At 41.8% G+C, this 21,848-nt stretch carries 18 protein-coding genes, 9 tRNA genes, 1 rRNA gene, 1 pseudogene and 1 riboswitch (1 of these 30 cut by a window edge); of the genes and pseudogenes, 24 read left to right on the plus strand and 5 right to left on the minus strand.

Features of this window, described 5'->3' with window-relative positions:
* The first annotated feature begins 76 nt into the window (after positions 1–76).
* The 3 genes from RCG19_RS11040 (at position 77) to RCG19_RS11050 (ending at position 3,249) form a co-directional block, all read left to right on the plus strand.
* Positions 77–1,258, plus strand: coding sequence for an MFS transporter (locus RCG19_RS11040; protein WP_308110820.1), 1,182 nt, complete (start codon positions 77–79; stop codon positions 1,256–1,258).
* Between the two features lie 277 nt (positions 1,259–1,535).
* Positions 1,536–2,717, plus strand: a complete 1,182-nt coding sequence (locus tag RCG19_RS11045; RefSeq protein WP_308110821.1) for a NupC/NupG family nucleoside CNT transporter — start codon at positions 1,536–1,538, stop codon at positions 2,715–2,717.
* A 47-nt stretch (positions 2,718–2,764) separates the two neighbouring features.
* Positions 2,765–2,867, plus strand: a riboswitch (guanidine-I (ykkC/yxkD leader).
* Positions 2,868–2,928: 61 nt separating this feature from the next.
* Entirely contained in the window at positions 2,929–3,249 is a 321-nt protein-coding gene (locus tag RCG19_RS11050) for a hypothetical protein (RefSeq protein ID WP_308110823.1), read from the plus strand.
* A gap of 33 nt (positions 3,250–3,282) precedes the next feature.
* On the opposite strand, the gene RCG19_RS11055 is transcribed toward RCG19_RS11050, so the two are convergent.
* From RCG19_RS11055 to mgtE, 3 genes are all read right to left on the minus strand, one after another.
* Positions 3,283–3,876: an undecaprenyl phosphate transporter UptA gene (locus tag RCG19_RS11055; protein ID WP_374049596.1), complete on the minus strand. Its 594-nt coding sequence runs from the start codon at positions 3,874–3,876 to the stop codon at positions 3,283–3,285.
* Positions 3,877–4,012: 136 nt separating this feature from the next.
* Positions 4,013–5,200 carry an FtsW/RodA/SpoVE family cell cycle protein gene (locus tag RCG19_RS11060; protein ID WP_308110824.1) on the minus strand — a complete coding sequence of 396 codons (1,188 nt, stop codon included), beginning with the start codon at positions 5,198–5,200 and terminating at the stop codon, positions 4,013–4,015.
* A gap of 144 nt (positions 5,201–5,344) precedes the next feature.
* Positions 5,345–6,703: a magnesium transporter gene (mgtE, locus tag RCG19_RS11065; RefSeq protein WP_308110825.1), complete on the minus strand. Its 1,359-nt coding sequence runs from the start codon at positions 6,701–6,703 to the stop codon at positions 5,345–5,347.
* 244 nt (positions 6,704–6,947) lie between these two features.
* Here mgtE and RCG19_RS11070 point away from each other — a divergent pair, with 244 nt between their 5' ends.
* The 4 genes and pseudogenes from RCG19_RS11070 (at position 6,948) to RCG19_RS11085 (ending at position 12,479) form a co-directional block, all read left to right on the plus strand.
* Positions 6,948–7,724 carry a hypothetical protein gene (locus RCG19_RS11070; protein WP_308110826.1) on the plus strand — a complete coding sequence of 259 codons (777 nt, stop codon included), beginning with the start codon at positions 6,948–6,950 and terminating at the stop codon, positions 7,722–7,724.
* A 171-nt stretch (positions 7,725–7,895) separates the two neighbouring features.
* Complete coding sequence (locus tag RCG19_RS11075; protein WP_166243332.1) at positions 7,896–8,975, plus strand: D-alanine--D-alanine ligase; 1,080 nt, start codon at positions 7,896–7,898, stop codon at positions 8,973–8,975.
* A gap of 82 nt (positions 8,976–9,057) precedes the next feature.
* The gene (gene murF / locus RCG19_RS11080; protein WP_308110827.1) at positions 9,058–10,437 is read left to right on the plus strand and encodes a UDP-N-acetylmuramoyl-tripeptide--D-alanyl-D-alanine ligase; all 1,380 of its coding nucleotides are present in this window, start codon (positions 9,058–9,060) and stop codon (positions 10,435–10,437) included.
* A 547-nt stretch (positions 10,438–10,984) separates the two neighbouring features.
* Positions 10,985–12,479, plus strand: a pseudogene (locus RCG19_RS11085) (DEAD/DEAH box helicase).
* Positions 12,480–12,553: 74 nt separating this feature from the next.
* On the opposite strand, the gene RCG19_RS11090 reads toward RCG19_RS11085, so the two are convergent.
* On the minus strand, positions 12,554–13,282 hold the full coding sequence (locus tag RCG19_RS11090; RefSeq protein ID WP_308110828.1) for a rhomboid family intramembrane serine protease: 729 nt from the start codon (positions 13,280–13,282) through the stop codon (positions 12,554–12,556).
* 94 nt (positions 13,283–13,376) lie between these two features.
* On the opposite strand from RCG19_RS11090, the gene acpS reads away from it, so the two are divergent.
* The 6 genes from acpS (at position 13,377) to RCG19_RS11120 (ending at position 19,439) form a co-directional block, all read left to right on the plus strand.
* A complete protein-coding gene (acpS, locus tag RCG19_RS11095; protein ID WP_308110829.1) occupies positions 13,377–13,727 on the plus strand; it encodes a holo-ACP synthase in 351 nt (116 codons plus the stop codon).
* 183 nt (positions 13,728–13,910) lie between these two features.
* Positions 13,911–14,924 carry a LolA family protein gene (locus tag RCG19_RS11100; RefSeq protein ID WP_166243322.1) on the plus strand — a complete coding sequence of 338 codons (1,014 nt, stop codon included), beginning with the start codon at positions 13,911–13,913 and terminating at the stop codon, positions 14,922–14,924.
* Between the two features lie 101 nt (positions 14,925–15,025).
* Positions 15,026–16,189 (plus strand): alanine racemase, encoded by a 1,164-nt coding sequence (gene alr / locus RCG19_RS11105; RefSeq protein ID WP_308110830.1) that lies wholly within the window; start codon positions 15,026–15,028, stop codon positions 16,187–16,189.
* 261 nt (positions 16,190–16,450) lie between these two features.
* On the plus strand, positions 16,451–16,732 hold the full coding sequence (locus RCG19_RS11110) for a CopG family ribbon-helix-helix protein (RefSeq protein ID WP_166243318.1): 282 nt from the start codon (positions 16,451–16,453) through the stop codon (positions 16,730–16,732).
* A gap of 4 nt (positions 16,733–16,736) precedes the next feature.
* Positions 16,737–17,087, plus strand: a complete 351-nt coding sequence (gene ndoA, locus RCG19_RS11115; protein ID WP_007083556.1) for a type II toxin-antitoxin system endoribonuclease NdoA — start codon at positions 16,737–16,739, stop codon at positions 17,085–17,087.
* A gap of 216 nt (positions 17,088–17,303) precedes the next feature.
* Positions 17,304–19,439 carry a Tex family protein gene (locus RCG19_RS11120; protein WP_308110974.1) on the plus strand — a complete coding sequence of 712 codons (2,136 nt, stop codon included), beginning with the start codon at positions 17,304–17,306 and terminating at the stop codon, positions 19,437–19,439.
* Between the two features lie 51 nt (positions 19,440–19,490).
* Here the strand turns inward: RCG19_RS11120 and cmpA are convergent, their stop codons facing one another.
* The gene (cmpA, locus tag RCG19_RS11125; protein ID WP_007083554.1) at positions 19,491–19,604 is read right to left on the minus strand and encodes a cortex morphogenetic protein CmpA; all 114 of its coding nucleotides are present in this window, start codon (positions 19,602–19,604) and stop codon (positions 19,491–19,493) included.
* A gap of 98 nt (positions 19,605–19,702) precedes the next feature.
* Here cmpA and RCG19_RS11130 point away from each other — a divergent pair, with 98 nt between their 5' ends.
* The 11 genes from RCG19_RS11130 to RCG19_RS11180 all read left to right on the plus strand — a co-directional run.
* Positions 19,703–20,176 (plus strand): SprT family protein, encoded by a 474-nt coding sequence (locus tag RCG19_RS11130; protein ID WP_308110831.1) that lies wholly within the window; start codon positions 19,703–19,705, stop codon positions 20,174–20,176.
* Positions 20,177–20,284: 108 nt separating this feature from the next.
* Positions 20,285–20,359 (plus strand) — tRNA-Asn (locus RCG19_RS11135).
* Between the two features lie 3 nt (positions 20,360–20,362).
* Positions 20,363–20,453: transfer RNA gene (locus tag RCG19_RS11140), tRNA-Ser, on the plus strand.
* 18 nt (positions 20,454–20,471) lie between these two features.
* Positions 20,472–20,543 (plus strand) — tRNA-Glu (locus RCG19_RS11145).
* A 57-nt stretch (positions 20,544–20,600) separates the two neighbouring features.
* A tRNA-Gln gene (locus RCG19_RS11150) sits at positions 20,601–20,675 on the plus strand.
* Positions 20,676–20,692: 17 nt separating this feature from the next.
* Positions 20,693–20,777: transfer RNA gene (locus tag RCG19_RS11155), tRNA-Leu, on the plus strand.
* 62 nt (positions 20,778–20,839) lie between these two features.
* Positions 20,840–20,925, plus strand: a tRNA-Leu gene (locus tag RCG19_RS11160).
* A 62-nt stretch (positions 20,926–20,987) separates the two neighbouring features.
* Positions 20,988–21,064 (plus strand) — tRNA-Arg (locus tag RCG19_RS11165).
* 9 nt (positions 21,065–21,073) lie between these two features.
* Positions 21,074–21,150 (plus strand) — tRNA-Pro (locus RCG19_RS11170).
* Between the two features lie 16 nt (positions 21,151–21,166).
* A tRNA-Gly gene (locus RCG19_RS11175) sits at positions 21,167–21,240 on the plus strand.
* Positions 21,241–21,353: 113 nt separating this feature from the next.
* Positions 21,354–21,848 (plus strand): 16S ribosomal RNA (locus RCG19_RS11180) (it continues 1,055 nt past the right edge of the window).

Here is a 21,848-nt window from a genome sequence, read left to right on the forward strand (position 1 = left end):
TCATGAAAATTCCGTTTCTACTAATCGTAGAAACGTTTTTTCATTTTTTATTTCAGAAAGGGAGTTTTTAACTTCTATGGAAAAACAGATGACGAAAGAAAAGATTTGGACAAAAGACTTTGTGCTGATTTGTTTAGCAAACTTCTTTATCTTTCTTGGATTTCAAATGACACTGCCGACCATTCCGTTGTTTGTGGAGGATTTAGGCGGAAATGAACAATTAATTGGGTTTGTGGTAGGCATCTTTACCTTCTCTGCGTTGCTGCTGCGCCCTATTGCAGGTAGTTCGCTTGAAACAAAGGGGAGAGGCTTTGTCTATCTTATTGGATTAACTGTTTTTGTTCTCTCGGTCGGTTCTTTTGGGTTTTTAACCAGTATTGTTTTATTATTTGCGATGCGCGTCGTTCAAGGGGCTGGCTGGGGATTTTCCACTACAGCATCAGGAACGATTGCTACTGATTTAATCCCTGCTTCGAGAAGGGGCGAGGGAATGGGCTATTACGGGCTTTCCGGCAATTTAGCATTGGCATTTGGCCCCTCCCTTGGATTGATTCTAACCGGTATTATTTCGTTTAAACTATTTTTCTTAATTTGTGCGGGATTAGGGTTGATGGCCCTTCTGTTGTCATCAAGAATTACCTATAAAAAGGTCGAACCTAAACCGAAACAGACTAAATCAAAGCTTGATCTTTATGAGAAAAGCGCCCTAAAACCGTCGATGTTGATGTTCTTTATCACAGTCACATTTGGCGGGATTGCTGCTTTCCTGCCGTTATATACGGCTGAAAAACAGATCGCCGGTATTCAATTTTATTTTCTCATCTATGCCCTTGCATTGATGGTGACAAGGACTTTTGCCGGGCAGGTATATGACCGGAGAGGACATATAGCTGTTTATATTCCCGGTACATTGTTAATCTTGGGGGCGATGATTTTGTTGGCATGGCTTCCGAATAGTACCGTTCTTTATATAGCGGCGATTCTCTACGGTCTTGGCTTCGGGACGGTCCAGCCCGCCTTACAGTCATGGGCGATTGAAAAGGTTCCCATGAATCGAAGAGGGATGGCGAATGCGACGTTCTATTCCTTTTTCGATTTAGGCGTTGGGATCGGGGCAATGGTGTTCGGGCAAATTGGCCATCTACTCGGTTACAGCAGTATTTATAAAACGGCTGCAGTTTCAATCTTCATTTCGATGCTGCTTTATTTCTATTTTCTATACAAAGAGCGGATAAGTGCAGGACAACAGGGATCATAGAGAGCGTTAACGTTAAAGGGCATGGAGGAAATCTCCATGTCCTTTTTATCTTTCTTCATATGGGTAAGGATGGATGATTCGGTGACAACAGGGATAAATTAATTATTGAATGATAGCGAATAACCTGAATTTTGCCTCTTCCCGTCATGTGGTTGACACCTACTAGCCACAAATTTATAATCAAAAGGTTGTTTGAAAACGTTGTCGATTTTTGTCGGAAATTTTATATATTGCTCGCTATACACTGAGGGCTTGTCTGAAAAAGGAGAGAAACTTTTTGAAATTTATTTTGTTTTTGGCCGCATTGGCCGTCATCTTTTTACTTGCTTTTATCGTAAGTAACAATAAAAAAAGAATAAAATTGAAGCCGGTTGCGATTATGCTTGTTTTGCAGCTAGTATTTGCTTATTTATTGCTTAATACGGAAATAGGCCTTGTGATTATTAGGGGTGTATCTGCGTTGTTTGAGCATCTTCTCAAGTATGCGGCAGAGGGAATCAACTTTGTCTTTGGCGGAATGGCCATGAAGGGAGCGGCACCTTTCTTCTTAAACGTTCTGATGCCGATTGTCTTTATTTCTGTCTTGATTGGAATTGCTCAGTACATAAAAGTCCTGCCAGTCATTATCCGTTTCCTTGGCTTGTTTTTAAGTAAGGTGAATGGTCTTGGGAAATTAGAATCCTATAATGCAGTCGCATCAGCAGTTTTTGGTCAGTCTGAGGTGTTTATTTCGGTGAAAAAACAGCTGCCATTCCTTCCTGAACATCGATTGTATACACTGTGTACCTCTGCGATGTCAACAGTGTCGGCATCCATTTTAGGGGCTTATATGACCATGATTGATCCGAAATATGTTATTACTGCGCTTGTTTTAAACTTGTTTGGTGGATTTATCATTGCCAATATCATTAATCCATATGAAGTAACGGAACAAGAGGATATTATCGAGATTCATGATGCCGAGAAACAAACCTTTTTTGAAATGCTTGGAGAATATATTTTGGATGGCTTCAAAGTAGCCATTATCGTGGGTGCCATGCTGATTGGGTTTGTTGCATTAATCAGCATGATTAATCATATATTTGCAGCGATTTTCGGCATTAGCTTCCAAACCGCTCTTGGGTATGTGTTTGCTCCACTGGCTTTTGTTGTTGGCATACCTTCATCCGAAATAGTCGATGCAGGAACGATTATGGCGACCAAATTGTTATCCAATGAATTTGTAGCGATGATCGATTTAGGTAAATTAACGGATTCGTTGTCTGGCAGAACAGTGGGGATCATTTCTGTTTTCCTAGTATCGTTCGCCAACTTTTCGTCCATTGGGATTATCAGCGGTGCTGTAAAAGGCCTAAGCGAGAAGAAAGGAAATCAAGTGGCGAAGTTTGGCCTTAAATTGCTATTTGGCGCAACCCTTGTCAGCCTATTAACCGCAGCCATTACGGGTATTATGCTTTAGTTCCTTATTGAATTCTTTTGTGCTAAAATTATCATATAATAAAAAATAAGCTGGTTTTCTAGGGTTCCGTGGCCATATTGGCCAGTCTGGTCCGAGAGAAAACGCGCACCTGTCATGGTGCGGACACGGAAGGACAAAAGCCTGGGAGAAATAATCGCGCGTCGATGTATTTCTTTTAGGCTTTTTTTATATTAATAGGAAGGGGTTTGAAATGGACGTTTTACTTGAGAATAAGTGGACAATTTTAGTGTGTCTTGAAGTATTGGCTTGGACATCAACTTTTTTCTTGTTATATGCGAGATATGGATTAAAATCGACCTTTTGGTTTAAGGTGGCGACAGTTCTCTTTGCGGTAACGGGAGTGATCCCACAGGTGTTGATGGGCATTCTTAATTTTATCTCGACCAAAAAGGTGGATCTGTTTACCCTAATCATTGTGGTACTGATCATATATGGCTTTACCATTGGGAAAAAGCATGTAAAAAGGTTGGATGCTTGGGCGCAGGAGAAATTTTCAAAGCAGACAACTTGAGAAAGAACTAGTAAAAAACCACCGAAAATGAACTTAATCGGTGGTTTTCTTTGTTTTTTTGACTAAAAAGTAGATGGCCCCCAACACGACAGCAGCAATTATGATGGGCAACACATATGGCTGAGCGAATTCCTTCACATGTGACCAGTTGCTGCCTAACACCTTTCCTAAGTAGAGGAAAAGAATCGACCATGGCAAAATGGCTGCAACGGTGTAAAGGGTAAATTTACCGACGGGCATCTTTGCAATCCCGGCAGGAATGGAAATGGCATGCCTGACGACGGGGATGAATCGGGCTGAGAAGATGACTCCTGCACCGTATTTTCTAAACCAAAGTTCTGCCACATCAATATGGTTCTTCTTAATCAAGACATACTTCCCGTATTTCTCCAAAAAGGGACGTCCGCCATAATAACCGGCCCAATATAAAAATAATTGGGCAATTGTGCCGCCGATGGTACCGGCAATAATAGCACCTGCAAAATTTAAATGTCCTTGAGAAATCATATAACCGCCATAGCCTAAAACAATTTCGCTCGGGATAATCTCTATCATTAATCCCAGCGCGATACCAAAGTATCCTAACTGCGATAAAAATTCTAAAATGGAGTTAAAAAAGTCTGCCATAATTCACCTTCACTTATGTAGTAGTATAACGTTTATAGTGTATCTCAGTTTGTCTGATAATGAAATTAATATGGTGAATTTCCTTTATTTATACCTGATCACAGAAAGGGCAGCGGGAAACGCTGCCTTTTTCGAATTAAGCCTGTAAGGAATTCTCTGTGGAAAACATGTATGTTTTATGGTGATAGCGAAAGCTGTAAATAAGACCCATTCCGAACATATTACCCATAAGCGAGCTCCCGCCGTAGCTGATAAAGGGCAGCGGAATACCTGTAATCGGAAGTACTTGAATCGTCATCCCGATATTTTGGAATACATGAAAGGTGATCACGCTGATAATGCCTGTACAGACATAGGTATTAAATGGGTCACGGGTGTGTAAAGCAGTCTTGATTAAATGATATATAAGCAGAAAAAAGAGACCAACGATGATACTGCCACCGACGAAGCCATACTCTTCCCCAATCACGCTAAAGATGAAGTCGGTATGAGCTTCCGGGATATAAACCTCACGATGACCAAAGCCCTTCCCGGTAACAAGACCGGAGCCAATGGCACGTAACGACCTTAACAAGTGAAAGCTAGAGCTTGTGGCATGACTATAGGGATCAAGCCAGGCATAAATTCGATTAAATTGATAGGTTTGTACGTGCAGGTATTTTTCAAGAAATTCAGGCTTTATTAAGACAAGATAGAAAATAAGTGCTGCAAATGACGCGCCCGCACCATAGATGGGGATGATGATTTTCCATGAAATTCCCGAGATTAGAATAAGTCCGGTTAAAATCGCTAAAATAACGAGACCTGTGCCAAGGTCCGGCTGCAACATAATCAATCCCAGCGGCACTGCTGTAGTAATCCCTAATTTTAATAGTAAAAGGAAATCAGTTTTCAGTGATTTTTCCAGATGGTTTTCCTTATGGGTTGTGATGACACGACTTAGCGCCAAAATCAAAAAGGTTTTCACAAATTCCGACGGCTGGATTTGCCCGATGCCCCTAATGACAAACCAGCTTTTTGCTCCATTTCTTATTGGAGCAATGGATTCTGGTGCAAGGTAAACGGTAAGAAGCAAAAGCAACCCGAAGCCATATAAATACCAGGAAAGCCGCTTATATTGATAGCTGTCGATAAAGATGGAAACGGAGATAATAGCGGCCCCGATCACATACCAAAAAATTTGCATGAGTAAGAAATTTTTTGCTCCATATTGCTCTGAAGCTTGTGCACTATAAATAGCTGCACAGCTGATTAAAAAAAAGAGGAATAATAATAAGGTTAACGTCCAATCAAAACGGTCAGCCTTTTTCTTGTATTGATCCATCTGCTACACCCATTTTTCCAATAGTAATCTATTTTTTTGCTGTAAGGGGTTACCAACAATACCTATTTAGGGAAAATATGACATCGTTACCTATTATAACGATTCAACGGGCGAAAGGTTTCAATTTGTTTTCTCAATAGGAATCTACATAAGATAGTTTATAAACATTGTGGCGATGCCAAAGTAGGTGAGTAATGAAAAAATATCGTTTAAGGTGGTAATTAACGGCCCGGATGCTACTGCGGGATCAATTTTCAGTCGGTAAAGGATCAGGGGAATAATCGTTCCTGCCAGTGTACCGATGATGAGAGTGAAAAATAAGGAGCAGCCGACAACAGCGCCTAAAATTAAATTCCCCTGCCAGATATAAGCGATAATGGCGATAAGAATGGCACAGGTAAGGCCAATGGTGATGCCCACGCCAAGTTCCCTTGTAATTAAGCGGGTAACTGCTCGTTTATTAATATCATGGGAGATCAGCCCCCTGACAACGACGGCGAGTGACTGTGTCCCGGTGTTTCCTGTCATCCCAGCAATCATTGGCATAAAAAAGGCTAAAGCGACAACTTGTTGGAGGGTATCTTCAAAGCTGCTGATAATTCTTCCAGAAATTACCCCAATAAATAAAAGTAAAATCAACCAGGGAAGACGTCTTGCTGCCGCAACCAATGTTTTGGTTTCAAAGTCGATCGATTTCCCAGAAGCTGATAACTTTTCAATATCTTCATTTGCTTCCTTAATGACAATATCGATAATGTCATCAACCGTTACAATCCCAACAAGGATATTGTCCTCGTCGACAACCGGGATGGCTAAAAAGTCGTAACGTTCCGCTATTCGTGCGACAACCTCTTGGTCAGTTGTTACGGAAACAGAAATGACCCGTTCGTACATGATTGTGCGGATTTTCTCCTCTGGTTCAGCTAATAGTAAATCTCGGTAGGAGACAACCCCGACAAGCTGCCGGGCTTCATCAATTACATACAAATAGTTAATCGATTCAGCAAACTCAGCAAATATTTTAAACTTATCGACGGCTTCTCTGACAGAAAAATAATCACGAATCCAAACAAAGCGGTTGGTCATCATTCTTCCTGCTGTTTCTGAGGGGTAATTCATGATGTCTTTGACCGCATTGGACTCCTCTTGTTTCATGCCAGAAAGGAGGGACTCCTTTTTCTCCGGAGACAATTCATTTAATAGCAGGGCCAAATCATCATTATCCATTAAATCCAGTACCTTACTGGATTTTTCGATACCGAGAATATTTAATAACCCGAGCTGATCTGGCTTTTGAAGCTCCTCCATTAAATCAGCGAGGACGTCAAATTTTAAAAATAATAGGAATCTTCCTTTATGCTTTTCAGGTAATTCTTGATATATTTTTGCGACATCATAGGGTTGGAGTTCCTCTAGAATCGCTTCAAACTCCGTCTTTTTGTTTTCCTTCAAGGCTTTAATAATATATAACGTTATTTCATTGGGAGTCATATCTTTAATCATGCACTTTTGTACACTCCTTTCAGGTGCGGGGGTGATGACAAAAAAATGGTAAGACAACAAATTTAGTCAAAGGATTTAGTCATAGTATGTGTAACACAGAATCATTTTTTGTAAACGAAATGAAATATGCTATTTGACCTATTATTTGATAAAATAAGGAAGTATTTACAAAAGGTATTTGGAAGTTTCATGGAAATTGACCCGTGAAATTTATGTATATGTTGTTGAACGGAGGAGTTTGACTTTGAAAAAGCATCATCAAGACATACAGGATCTCATCTACATTCATTTAAATCAAACAGATCAGTATGTACTATCCTATGGTATTGAATTTGCCGAATTTACTGCTGCTTTTTCTGGTTCATTAAATCATCTACTCTTACTTAAGCACGGTTTTGATGATGCTGACTTTAATATGCACACACTACTTGACTATTGTCCAGAAGAGCGAATTAACAAGTTAGCTGCAGAAGATGTCTATAGTTACGGAAACTTCTGCTGGATTGATTTTATGGAAGATGATGTCCTAAATGAACTTACAGGTCAGGAATTAGCTGAATTACTCTATTTAGGTCATCAAAAGCAGCATTTAAAATTACCTTTTTACAATAAACTGGGTAACCGCTTTGTTTATTTAGCCCATGATGATGGCTGGTATAATAAAACCTATTACCGCAGCTTTAAGGACTTTTTTCATTTACTTAGTGAAGTGCTTGCCGGCAAACTAGGGGAAATGAAGCTGGAAAAATCAATCCTGGGGATTCGGAAGAAACGTGACTATCCGCAGGTGAACAAAGAAATTCTCCTTTCGTTAACCCCTTTCATAAAGGAAGGGATTTGTATCTCATTACGAGACGTAGACCATCAGCGCGGCCGCATTGAAATTCCGATCTGGGTGATAGGTGATTTTGCGAATATGGATGATATGGTGGAGGAATATGAACTAATTTCCACTAAACCCTACCATGCGAAGATTATCTTTGATAAAAAAACAAAAGAGTGGAAACTTAATGTCATCTAAGATCTCTCCGATTTGGGGAGATTTTCTTTATGGTATTGGTTTGAAGCAAGCAGTATGTATCATAAAATAAAGAAGAGAAAAAACTTTAATAAAACTCGTCTGCCACATTTCCTTTCTTATTTAATAAAATGATAAAATATAACCGTGACAGAGAATATGGAGGTTTATGTTATGAAAACAAAACTAGGTTTGTTATATGGGGGAAAATCCGCTGAGCATCAGGTGTCTTTACAGACAGCACGATCTGTTATTAATGCATTAGACCTTGAAAAGTTTGAAATTCATCCTATTTACATAAATGTTGAAGGCGCGTGGATTAAAGGACCACAGTTAAGCGGGCCGGTAGAAGAGGTTAAGGCACTTGAATTTTCACAGGGACATTCCCTATCACCACTATCACTGGCACCGTCATTTCAACAAGATGCGCAGCAGGAAGCAGCACCGCTTGATGTCATCTTTCCATTGTTACATGGACCGAATGGCGAAGACGGGACTGTACAGGGATTATTGGAATTACTAAACCTTCCCTATGTAGGAAACGGTGTTCTCGCATCAGCTGCTGGAATGGATAAAGTGATGATGAAGAATGTCTTTGCACAGGCCGGTTTGGCACAAGTAAACTATGTTGCTTTTATAAAAAGCGAATGGACAAAGGCAAAAGAGGAGTCCTATGCCAAGGTAGAAGCAGAACTCGGATATCCGTGTTTTGTGAAACCGGCGAATCTCGGATCGAGTGTCGGAATCAGTAAATGTACGAATCGCACAGAATTAGAAGCGGCATTTGTAGAGGCTTTCCAATTTGACCGTAAAGTGATCATTGAAGAGGGTGTCACAGCACGAGAAATTGAAATTGCTGTCCTTGGAAACGATGATCCGCAATGTTCTGTAGCCGGTGAGATTGTTCCGAAAAAAGATTTCTATGATTACAAAGCGAAATATGAAGACGGGGATACAGCGCTGATTATTCCGGCTGACGTAACGGAAGAGGAATACGAGCAATTGAGGGAAATGGCGATTCGATCCTTTAAAGCATTGGATTGTTCCGGGCTTGTTCGGGCTGATTTCTTCTTAACGAAAGATGGTAAAGCGTTGATTAACGAAGTCAATACAATGCCTGGCTTTACGCCATTTAGCATGTTTCCGCTCCTATGGAAACATACTGGTGTAGAGTATCCGCAATTAATTGAGCGGCTAGTGGATCTTGCGAAAGAAAGACATGCGGAGAAACAAAACATTAAATATACTTTTTAACTGACGAGAGGGAGACAAAGGTGACACGGCTAAAATGCCGTGTCCATTTGTAGTTTCAGAAAAGAATAGAGGAGGGTACTATTTGATTAAGCGATCTTTGAAACAGATTTCAGAAATGGTTTCTGCTGCTAATGACATCCCCCAGTTTGCTGATGTAATGATTGAGGGGGTAACGATTGATTCCCGAAAAATAAAGGCAGGCAATTTATTTATTCCCTTTAAGGGAGAGCGTGCAGACGGGCATAAGTATGTAGAGGAGTCGATTCGAAACGGGGCAGCGGCAGCCCTGTGGCAAAAGGATGTGCCAAACCCGCCGGCAGATTTACCGATTATCATTGTCGATGACTGCCTTATTGCCTTACAGGAATTAGCGCGCAAATATCGCCAGGAATTACCTATTAAAGTTGTTGGAATTACGGGAAGTAATGGAAAGACGACTACTAAGGATATGACTGCCGGGCTATTATCGATCCAGTATAAAGTCCAAAAGACGGAGGGAAATTTCAATAACCACATCGGCATGCCTTTAACCGTTTTAGGCCTAAAGGAAGACACTGATATCGCTGTCCTTGAGATGGGGATGAGCGGCCGGGGAGAAATTGAGTTCTTGACAAAACTTGCCTGTCCTGATGCTGTTATTATTACCAATATTGGGGAGTCACATCTTCTTGACCTTGGTTCGAGAGAAGGAATTGCGGAAGCAAAGCTAGAGATTCTTCAAGGCCTTCGTGATGGCGGACTAGCTGTCCTCCATGGCGATGAACCGCTTCTGATGGAACGAATCCACCGCTATAAAGGGAATGTAACTGTTCAGACCTTTGGCAGAAACGAATCCAATGATCTATATCCAACAGAAATTACCCAAATAGAGCAAGGAAATTCCTTTAAAATAAATGCCGTTTCGGACGTAGTTTTCGACCTTCCTGTTCTCGGCACACATAATATATTAAACGCGCTGGCATCGATGTTAATTGCCAATCATTTTTCCATTCCCTTTGAAAAAATGAATGCGGGCTTGGCCAGTATTAAGCTGACTAATATGCGGATGGAGCTGGTAGAAGGGCAGAATGGGGAAAAGATTATTAACGATGCCTATAATGCCAGTCCAACCTCGATGATGGCTGCAATCGAATTGGTGTCAAATCTCCAAGGGTATGAGCGGAAAATCCTAGTCCTTGGTGATATGTTAGAGCTTGGACCACAGGAGGAGCAATATCATCTGCAAATTGGATCAGGGTTACAAGCCGATAAGATTGATTATCTCTTTACTTTCGGTGTGCTTGGCAGGGAGATTGCCAGGGGTGCAAGACAGACCTTGGGGGAACAAAACGTATTTGCTTTTACTGATAAGACGGAACTTATTCAGAAGTTAAAAACGTTCGTGGATACTAATACACTAATCCTTGTGAAGGCCTCCCGCGGAATGAGGCTAGAGGAAGTCGTTTCGTCTTTACAAAAGTAGAGGATGAAATGATTTTTAAATTTCTTCAAGGGAATGAATGATTTCACTGTTTTAAAAGAAAACTAACAGAAACCCCTTCGGAGGGATTTGAAACCGCATATTTGCCACTGTGAGGAACAGACTGCCCTATTTCTCAAGTAACAGACTTCTGCTAAAGCGGTAAGCCAATTTACTGTCTTTATTGCAAAGGACTAATAAAAGTGGTATGATAGTCATCAACGTGTCTAAAGGACGATTTAAAAGGGCATACTCCTTTGGAGAATGTTCTTTTTATTTTGAATAGGGCGGAGCGCCGCCAAAATGAGTTATTAATTGTAATTTCCGAATTTCCTTTCGTAATATGGATAATTCTAAGCTCTGCTCACACCGCCTTTATAAGTTGGTGTATCACTCATAACCAGGTTCCTTTCCATGATGGGATTTGGAATCATCACCATGTTCGATTTTAGGGTGAAATATAGTACACCTATTACTGCACTTGATGCGTATGAATATAAGCACGTAGGTAGGCAAACCATTTTCAAAAAGATGAAGGAGAATGAAAACATTGACAAAGTTTGAAGAACTAGGTCTGAGTCAGGCCACTTTAAAAGCTGTCCTCAAAATGGGTTTTGAGGAAGCAACACCAATCCAGGCAGAAACTATTCCATTGGGCTTAAAAAATATTGATTTGATCGGTCAAGCTCAAACAGGAACAGGAAAAACAGCTGCATTTGGAATTCCGTTGGTTGAAAAAGTAGATGTTAGTGCGGATGCGATCCAAGGGATCATTATTGCACCAACTCGAGAACTTGCCATCCAGGTATCGGAAGAACTTTATAAACTTGGTTCAGGCAAAAGAGTTCGCGTATTGCCAATCTATGGCGGACAAGACATCAGCCGCCAGATCCGTTCATTAAAGAAGGCACCACATATCATTGTGGGGACTCCTGGACGGGTATTGGATCATATTAACAGAAAGACCATGCGCCTTGATACAGTTAACACAGTCATCCTCGATGAAGCGGATGAAATGTTAAACATGGGCTTCATTGAAGACATTGAATCCATTCTTGCGGCAACACCTGATGATCGCCAAACGTTGCTCTTCTCAGCAACAATGCCTGGTCCAATTCAAAGAATGGCAGAAAAGTTCATGAAGGATCCGCAAATTGTTCGTGTAAAAACGAAAGAATTGACGATGCCTTCCATCGAACAATATTACCTTGAAGTGCAAGAAAGAAATAAATTTGACGTTTTAACAAGACTCTTGGATATCCAATCACCGGAATTAGCGATTGTGTTTGGTCGTACGAAGCGCCGTGTTGATGAATTATCGGAAGCATTAACGTTAAGAGGATATACAGCAGAAGGTATTCATGGTGATTTAAGCCAGGCAAAACGTATATTCTGTTCTTCGTAAATTTAAAGAAGGTACTATCGATGTCCTTGTAGCAACAGACGTTGCAGCGAGGGGCCTAGATATTTCTGGAGTTACCCATGTATATAACTTCGACATCCCACAAGATCCGGAAAGTTATGTACACCGAATCGGACGTACGGGCCGTGCTGGTAAAAAGGGTATTGCCTTAACTTTCATTACACCGCGGGAAAAATCATATCTTGCAGTCGTTGAAAGAACAACGAAACGTAAGATGGAAAAAATGAAGGCTCCAACGCTTGATGAAGCATTAGAAGGCCAACAAAAAGCGGTTGTTGAGAAAATCGTCCAAACGATCGAATCAAACAATTTACATTATTATAAAGCGGCAGCTCAAGAATTACTTGAAGAAAATGATGCTTCAACAGTAATTGCAGCAGTTCTTAAAATGTTAACAAAAGAACCGGATACAACTCCGATTAAATTAACTGAAGAACAGCTTCCACAAAAAAGAGATAGAAAACCGCAAGACCGTGACCGTCGCAGAAGAGATGATTCTCGTGGATCATACGGCGGAGGCGGCGACCGCAATCGTAAAAAGGCACCTGTGAAGCCAAGAAGCGGTGAAAAAAGAACTGGTGGAAAATCAACAAAACCAAGAAGCTATAACCACCAATCATAAAATGATGAGCATGGATAATCTCCGTGCTCTTTTTTGTGTTAAACCGACAGCCGATTACTAGGAATCGGCTGTCGTTATTTTTGCGCTAAAAGGCCAACGATTGCAATGATGATGATAGCAGCCCAAATTAGTATTTTTACCGGGGATTGCGCTGCAGCTCTCTTTCTGTTGGTGCTGGCCCAGTTTGCTGTGCTTCTTATGGAGTCCGAAAGGTTCTTTTTATTATAGTTAGGAATGGCACCAAGTAAAAAGCCGCCAATTAACCCGAAGAGGTGAGCGGTAATATTTATATTTGGCTGTAAAAAGGTCATAATCAAGCTGACGACACAAAGTATGAGGATAATTTGCGAGTTTTGCTTTGAAAGCATATGTTTTTGAAAGATAATAATCGCAAGATAGTAACCGAAAAGCCCGAAGATAGCACCGCTTGAACCAACATGGGTATAGGTTAATGGTTCAAGTAGAAGTGTAGCGACGTTCGCGATGAGTCCGGAGAGAAGGTAGACGAATAAGAATCTGCCGCTACCAAGTATCCGCTCGAGCGCCGGTCCGAATAAAACCAGCGAAAAGCTATTAAACAACATGTGGGCAAAGCCGCTGTGCATAAATGTTGGTGTAATTAACCGCCAAACTTCTCCTTCCGTAATATAAAGGTTAACACCGGAAAAAGTTTGAATGAACCATTGGTTTGGGAATATTGGTAAAATGGTTAAAAGATATAATAGGATGTGAATGGCAACAATAATAGAAACCAGCGGATAAAAACGAATAAATTCACGAAAGCTTTCTGTTCTTGTAAACAAAATGAAAAACCTCCCCTCACATACCATCATAAACAGATTCTCTGTCTTATACACTATTATGCAAAAGATATATTAAATAGAAGGAAGATGAACGATGATTAAAGGGATTGGGATTGATATTATTGAACTTTCACGGGTGCGGGAGATTATCGCTAGACAAAGTAAATTCATCGACCGAATCCTAACAAGTAATGAAAAGAGTAAGTTTGAGGACTTATCCGAAACTAGAAAGGTGGAATTTTTAGCAGGTAGATTTGCGGCGAAGGAGGCTTTTTCAAAAGCGATGGGTACTGGTATTGGGAAAGAGCTTTCCTTTTTAGATATTGAAATAGATACAGACCAACTGGGGAAGCCGCTTATTGTAAGGCCAGAGGTGAAGGCGCATCTGTCAATCTCCCACAGCAGGGAGTATGCAGTTGCGCAAGTGATCATTGAGGTAGAATAAACTTTGAGAATTGTCCAGCTCCGGGCGCCTTCCGCTTATATTTTTTTCGCATATTCACCCAGGTTGTCTCATATATTCATAGGGAAATAGGAGAGACAAGGTCAGCTATGGTTATTGAAGCCTGATTCCTGCCTTTCTCTTCTTTGATAATCATATGAAATGAGACAAGAAGGGGTTGAAGGGATGAGGAAAAAGTGGTTGCTCCTCTTAATGGGGCTGGTCGTCATTTTCATGCTTGCTGCCTGTGGTTCGAAATCACAGGACGATGTGGTGAAGGAATTAAAGGGTAAACAAGGTGACTTAACCAGCTATAAGGTGAATGCAACGATGACGTTGAAAATGGGCGCTGACTCACAGGTGTATAAGGTAGAAATCTGGCATAAGGACCCAACATTCTATCGCGTCAATTTGAAAAATGCCGAAAAAGACCAAAGCCAAATGATTTTACGAAATAACCAAGGGGTGTTCGTTCTTACTCCTGCATTGAATAAGAGCTTCCGTTTTCAAAGTGATTGGCCGCAAAATAGCAGTCAGGCCTATTTATATGAATCATTGATTAAAGATATTGTCGCAGATAAAGAGGCTAAGTTCACCTCAACAAAAGACCATTATGTATTTGAAACGAAAACACGTTATCAAAATAATAGTATGCTTCCAATCCAAGAAATTAAGCTTAATAAAAGTGATTTATCGCCAGCTATGGTAAAAGTGATGGATCCTGATCGGAATGCCCTTGTGACGGTTGAATTTTCGAAGGTAACGTTTAATGCAAGTTTTGATAAGGATGATTTCGATATGAAGAAGAACATGACCCGTGCCCAGCTTAATTTACCGGCGATGGCAACTGGCGGCGATCAAGCCTTTACTGTCATGTATCCGACCTATAAGCTAACAGGAACTAAGTTGATCGGGGAAAAGACAATCAATATCCAGGATGGTAAAAGGGTAGTTCTCACCTATGACGGTAAAAAATCATTTACGCTTGTCCAAGAAAAGGTTACAGCGAAAGTGGCATCCACTTCCCCAACCAATGTGGAAGGTGATATCGTTGATTTAGGTGTCACGATTGGAGCGGTTTCCGACCATTCCCTGTCATGGTCACATGGCGGAGTCGATTACATGATTGCTTCGAAAAACCTAACGACTGAAGAAATGATTGAGGTAGCTAAATCGGTTCAAGGCGACGCGGTAAAATAATCTTTACACATTCTGCAGGCTCTCACTATTGGGGGCCTGTTTTTTATTTTTTGTGATAAAATAAAAACAGTTCTAATTTATTTTAGGAAGTGGAAAGAAATATGGAAAAGCAAGGATATTTTTATCGAGATACATGGGTTGAGGTCGATTTAGATGGGATCACTGAAAATGTCAGTTCCTTTAAAAGACATTTACCTAGCCAAGTCGATATTATGGCAGTTGTGAAAGCCAATGCCTACGGCCACGGGGATATTCAGGTAGCGGAAACAGCACTTGCGGCAGGGGCGAAGTATCTGGCAGTCGCCTTTATGGATGAAGCCATCGCCTTAAGAAATAAGGGAATCACGGCGCCGATTCTCGTGCTGGGTGCGACCCGTCCTGAAGATATTCGAATGGCTGCAAAATATATGATCACGCTAACTGTTTTTCAAAAGGAATGGCTTGAAGAAGCGCAAAAATATATAGTAACGGGTGAACGGGTATCGTTTCATATCAAGGTAGATACGGGTATGGGCAGGCTCGGTGTTCGGAGCAGTGAGGAATTAAACGTGGTTGAGCAAATCATTTTAGCGGATGAACGATTTCTTCTAGAAGGAATCTTTACTCATTTTGCCACTGCGGATGAACTAGATAGTACCTATTTTAAACAGCAGCTTACTCGCTTTGAGGAAATAGTCAGCTGTCTAACAGAACGTCCAAAGTATGTCCATACCAGTAATAGTGCAGCAGCAATCCGCTTTCCTAATGCCTATTTTAATGCGGTGCGTCTCGGAATCTCGATGTATGGATTAACCCCATCTATTGAGATGGAAAAGGAAATTCCATTTCCGTTAAAGGAGAGTTTCTCCCTGCATTCCCGGCTTGTCCATGTAAAACAGCTGCAAAAGGGAGATAAAGTGAGTTACGGGGCAACCTACGAATGTGAAGAAGGGGAGTGGATAGGTACGATTCCAATTGGCTACGCTGACGGGTGGATCCGCAAACTGAAAGACCAGGAAGTACTTGTTGGTGGAAACCGTTCGAAAATCGTCGGCAGGATCTGTATGGATCAGTGTATGGTGCGTCTTCCTTCGTATATGCCTATCGGGACACCAGTAACGTTAATTGGGAAGCAGGAGGAGCAATTTATCTCAGTGAATGAAATCGCTGCAAAACTTGAAACGATAAATTATGAGGTGCCATGTATTATATCAAATCGTGTTCCACGCCTGTATAAAAAGGACGGAAAAATTGTCGATATAAAAAATGGGCTCCTTCATCAATAACAGGCGTAAATAAGGAAATTCGAACATATTTATGATATTGCGGTAATTTGTGCATAAAAGGATCTTTAATTGGCTTATAATACAGTAGAATTATATTTAGTCTATGAATTGGGCTCGATTAGTGTTATTATAAAATATGGTACAGATAAAACTCGCCGAATAGCGTGCTTAAGGGCCGTTCATGAGGTGTTGTATTTATGCGACAGAATGCATTTCTGGTTGGCTAAAAATGGTGTGTAGTGATGGTGGAGGTGTATGTTTGTGTCTGAATCCGGCGCAACTACGGAAATCTTAGTGAAGTTACCGCAACATCTTTTAACTGAGTTAGATGGTTTCGTTAAGCAAGAAAATGTAAACCGGAGCGAGTTTATTTACCAAGCAACAAAGATGTATTTGCGCGAACGAAAGAAGAGACAAATTCGCGAGTCGATGAGACGTGGATACATGGAAATGGCAAAGATCAATCTTAGAATTGCATCAGAAGCATTTCTGGCAGAATATGAGGCAGAACATACTGTAGAACGTCTTGTAAGCGGAGGGTAACCCTTTGATTGTCAAGCGTGGTGACGTATATTTCGCGGACCTATCCCCAGTTGTTGGTTCTGAACAAGGCGGCGTCCGTCCTGTACTTGTCATCCAAAACGACATCGGGAATCGGTTTAGTCCCACAGTGATTGTTGCAGCGATTACAGCTCAAATCCAAAAAGCGAAGCTTCCAACACATGTAGAAATTGATGCGAAGCGCTACGGATTTGAACGAGATTCGGTCATTCTGCTAGAGCAGATTCGTACAATTGATAAGCAGCGGTTAACCGATAAAATCACCCATCTCGATGACGAAATGATGGAGAAAGTGGATGAAGCCTTGCAAGTAAGCTTAGGACTCATCGAATTTTAGTTTTAAATACGCTCTTTTAAAAAGAGCGTTTTTTCATACATATCATGCCTCGTGATATTTCTGCCAATGAGCAAGCTAACATAGCTTGCTTTTATTTTTGCATTGAAACGCGCATGGACTGGCATGTTTAATGAAACACCCATACGATTTTGGTACAATATAGGAAAAGTGAATGGAGGAAATTTAGTGATCGATACAGCTGTAAAAGATGAACAAATGTTAGGAAAAATAGCCGCTGAACTAGCGATCCCTTATAAACAAGTGAAAAGTGTTATTTCGTTATTAGGTGAAGGTAATACCGTTCCGTTTATTGCCCGCTACCGAAAGGAAATGACTGGTGCCCTCGATGAAGTGCAAATCCGTACCATTATGGAACGCTCACAGTACATACAGAACCTAGAGCAAAGAAAGGAAGAGGTTCTTCGCATTATTGCCGAACAGGGCAAATTAACGGAAGAACTTAGCCAAAGTATAACGAAGGCGGAAAAACTTCAAGAGGTGGAAGATTTATACCGTCCTTATAAACAAAAAAGGCGGACGAAAGCGACTGTTGCCAAGGAAAAAGGCTTGGAACCACTTGCTGAGTGGTTGATGACATTTCCGAAAGACAGTATGGATGAAAAAGCGAAGCAATTTTTAACAGAGGAGGTACTTGCGGTTGAAGATGCCATTGCCGGCGCAAAGGACATCATCGCTGAATGGGTTTCTGATGATGCGGAAAGCCGTAAGTGGATCCGCAAAGAAACATTGAAATCAGGTCATGTCGCTTCAAGTGTAAAAGATGCGGAGAAGGACGAGAAAAAAGTTTATGAAATGTACTATGAGTATGAGGAACCGGTTAGCAAAATTGTCCCGCACCGAACGTTAGCTTTAAATCGTGGTGAAAAAGAAGACATATTACGGGTTTCTATTAAAATGAATAGCGATCTTATTTTGTCCTATTTATCGAGAAAATGGATTCGTAATCAGCATTCCCCGGCTGCTCCGATTGTCTTGGAGGCCATGGAAGATAGCTATAAACGTTTGATCCAGCCATCAATTGAACGAGAAATCCGCAGTGAGTTAACGGAAAAGGGCGAAGAACAAGCCATTCATATATTCTCGGAAAATCTCCGTAATCTATTATTGCAGCCGCCTCTAAAAGGAAAAGTGGTCATCGGTGTTGACCCTGCCTATCGTACCGGTTGTAAATTAGCAGTAGTAGATGAAACGGGGAAAGTCCTAAAAATCGATGTGATTTACCCGCATCCACCGGTCTCGAAAAGAAAGGAAGCGCGTGAAAAGTTTATACAGATTTTACGCGAGTATAAGGTGGAAATGGCGGCCATCGGAAATGGTACGGCATCGCGGGAGACGGAACAGTTTGTTGCCGATATATTAAAAGAAATGGAAGAAGAAATCTTCTATTTAATCGTTAATGAGGCAGGTGCCAGTGTCTATTCCGCTTCAGACCTTGCTAGAGAAGAGTTTCCTACTTTTCAAGTAGAAGAAAGAAGTGCCGTCTCTATCGCACGCCGCTTGCAAGACCCACTAGCTGAATTGGTAAAAATAGATCCTAAATCAGTGGGTGTCGGCCAATACCAGCATGACGTGACGCAAAAACGCTTATCTGAATCCTTGCATTTTGTCGTCGAGACCGCTGTTAACCGGGTTGGTGTCAATGTCAATACCGCTTCATCCTCGCTTTTACAGTATGTAGCAGGATTAAACAAAACAGCTGCAAACAATATTGTGAAAAAGCGTGAGGAGGAAGGAAAATTTACAAGCCGCGTTCAATTGAAAAAGGTCCCTCGTCTCGGTGCGAAGACTTATGAACAAGCAATCGGCTTTTTACGTGTACTGGATGGTAAACAGCCGCTTGATCGGACGGGAATTCATCCGGAGAACTATGATGAAGTAAAAAAGCTGTTGGGTAGCCTTGGTTTTACCGCTAATGACCTAGGGACGGAAGAGCTTAAGACCGCACTTAACGGTCTTGATTTACAACTAGTTTCTGAAGAACTTTCAATCGGCGTACTTACCCTAAGGGATATCATAGATGCCTTGGTAAGACCGGAACGAGATCCGCGTGATGATTTGCCTCGTCCGCTACTGAAAAAGGATGTTCTAAAACTTGAGGACCTTAAAGCAGGAATGGAACTGCAAGGAACGGTTCGAAATGTCGTTGACTTTGGAGCGTTTGTCGATATTGGTGTGAAGCAGGATGGGCTTGTGCATATTTCAAAACTAAGCAATCGATTTGTGAAACATCCGCTAGACATCGTCTCTGTAGGAGATGTCGTTACTGTTTGGGTGGACTCTGTCGATATGAAAAAGGGCCGCGTTGCCTTAACCATGCTGCCGCCGGCATAGAGTGAGGGATCCTTCAGACTCGGAGCATCTCATAAATAAGAAACACTGCCTCTAAGAGCAGTGTTTTTTTCTGTAAAAAAACCAGCACTGATTTAACAGCTTAATCTGATAGCGATCCTTCTCATAAAAAGCCCTTTTCATTTGGTTTTGCAACCAAGTTGGCATAAATAAAACCTCCCGAAAAGTTCATCAATCTAAAGGTATATACAATATATGCTATAATGGGTTGTCAACGTTCATGCGGAAGGCGGGAGATCTTGAAAATGGAACAAAAAGCACTTCAATTGTTGGTTGAGAAGATATCAATTGATTCGTTTGACAAACCATTCAAACATCAAGCGTCGTTCAATCCAAGATTAAGGTCAACGGGTGGAAGATACCTACTCGGTACACATAATATTGAAATCAATAAGAAGTACCTGGAGCAGCTTGGTGAAAGAGAATTAGTAGGCATCATCAAGCATGAACTATGTCATTATCACCTTCACATAGAAGGAAAAGGTCATCAGCATCGAGATCAAGCATTCAAGATGTTATTGAAAAAGGTAGGAGCACCAAGATTTTGCACACCGCTACCAGAGCGGCAGGCGAAACGCACGGCTAAAAAGATACTCATTTATGAGTGTACGAACTGTAAGCTCTCATATAAGAGAAAAAGAACCATTGATACAAGTAGGTATGTGTGTGGGAAATGTCGAGGGAAATTGACGAAGCTGAAAGAAATAATCCTTGAATAACGTAAGAATATGGAAGAGATTTTTATCCGAAAATCATGTTGACTTTCTATTGTTTCGTCATTATAATGGTAAGAGTCGATAGGGCAAACGCCTTATTGAAATCATTATTCCGCAGTAGCTCAGTGGTAGAGCTATCGGCTGTTAACCGATCGGTCGTAGGTTCGAGTCCTACCTGCGGAGCCATATGGGGAAGTACTCAAGAGGCTGAAGAGGCGCCCCTGCTAAGGGTGTAGGTCGGGTGACCGGCGCGAGGGTTCAAATCCCTCCTTCTCCGCCATATGTTTTCTGCAATTTCGGCCCCTTGGTCAAGCGGTTAAGACACCTCCCTTTCACGGAGGTAACACGGGTTCGAGTCCCGTAGGGGTCATCTGGAGCGGGAAGTGACTTTGATTCATTTCCTGTTTCTTATTCTTATTACTATCATTGGGCTATAGCCAAGCGGTAAGGCATCGCACTTTGACTGCGACATGCGTTGGTTCAAATCCAGCTAGCCCAGCCACTTTTATAAAAAAATATGCGGGTGTGGCGGAATTGGCAGACGCACCAGACTTAGGATCTGGCGCCGCAAGGCGTGGGGGTTCGACTCCCTTCACCCGCACCAAACATTACCACTTGAATTACGCTGGTTAATGTGTTATGATAATTTTTGTCGCTAATTCACTTGCGGTCGTGGCGGAATGGCAGACGCGCTAGGTTGAGGGCCTAGTGGGGGCAACCCCGTGGAGGTTCAAGTCCTCTCGGCCGCACCAAAAAAACCTGTTGACAAACCAAACCTGAGTATGATATACTTTAAAAGTTGATTTTAAATAATGCGCCCGTAGCTCAATTGGATAGAGCGTCTGACTACGGATCAGAAGGTTGTGGATTCGACTTCTTCCGGGCGCGCCATTACTTTTTCGGGAAGTAGCTCAGCTTGGTAGAGCACTTGGTTTGGGACCAAGGGGTCGCAGGTTCGAATCCTGTCTTCCCGACCATTTTAAAAATAAATACGCGGGTGTAGTTTAGTGGTAAAACCTCAGCCTTCCAAGCTGATGTTGTGAGTTCGATTCTCATCACCCGCTCCAAAATACCTTTTATTGCTCTTTGAAAACTAAACAAACAAAAACGTCAACAAACAATATTTTTTAGTTTCAATATAGATGAAACTATGCCAACGTAACAAATGAGCTAATCAACTTTCTTGGAGAGTTTGATCCTGGCTCAGGACGAACGCTGGCGGCGTGCCTAATACATGCAAGTCGAGCGAATCTTTGGGAGCTTGCTCCCTAAGGTGAGCGGCGGACGGGTGAGTAACACGTGGGCAACCTGCCTGTAAGACTGGGATAACACCGGGAAACCGGTGCTAATACCGGATAATCCATTCCCTCTCATGAGGGAATGCTGAAAGACGGTTTCGGCTGTCACTTACAGATGGGCCCGCGGCGCATTAGCTAGTTGGTGAGGTAACGGCTCACCAAGGCGACGATGCGTAGCCGACCTGAGAGGGTGATCGGCCACACTGGGACTGAGACACGGCCCAGACTCCTACGGGAGGCAGCAGTAGGGAATCTTCCACAATGGACGAAAGTCTGATGGAGCAACGCCGCGTGAGCGATGAAGGCCTTCGGGTCGTAAAGCTCTGTTGTTAGGGAAGAACAAGTATCGGAGTAACTGCCGGTACCTTGACGGTACC

This window comes from Neobacillus sp. OS1-2 (genome assembly GCF_030915505.1).
Taxonomy (GTDB): domain Bacteria; phylum Bacillota; class Bacilli; order Bacillales; family Cytobacillaceae; genus Neobacillus.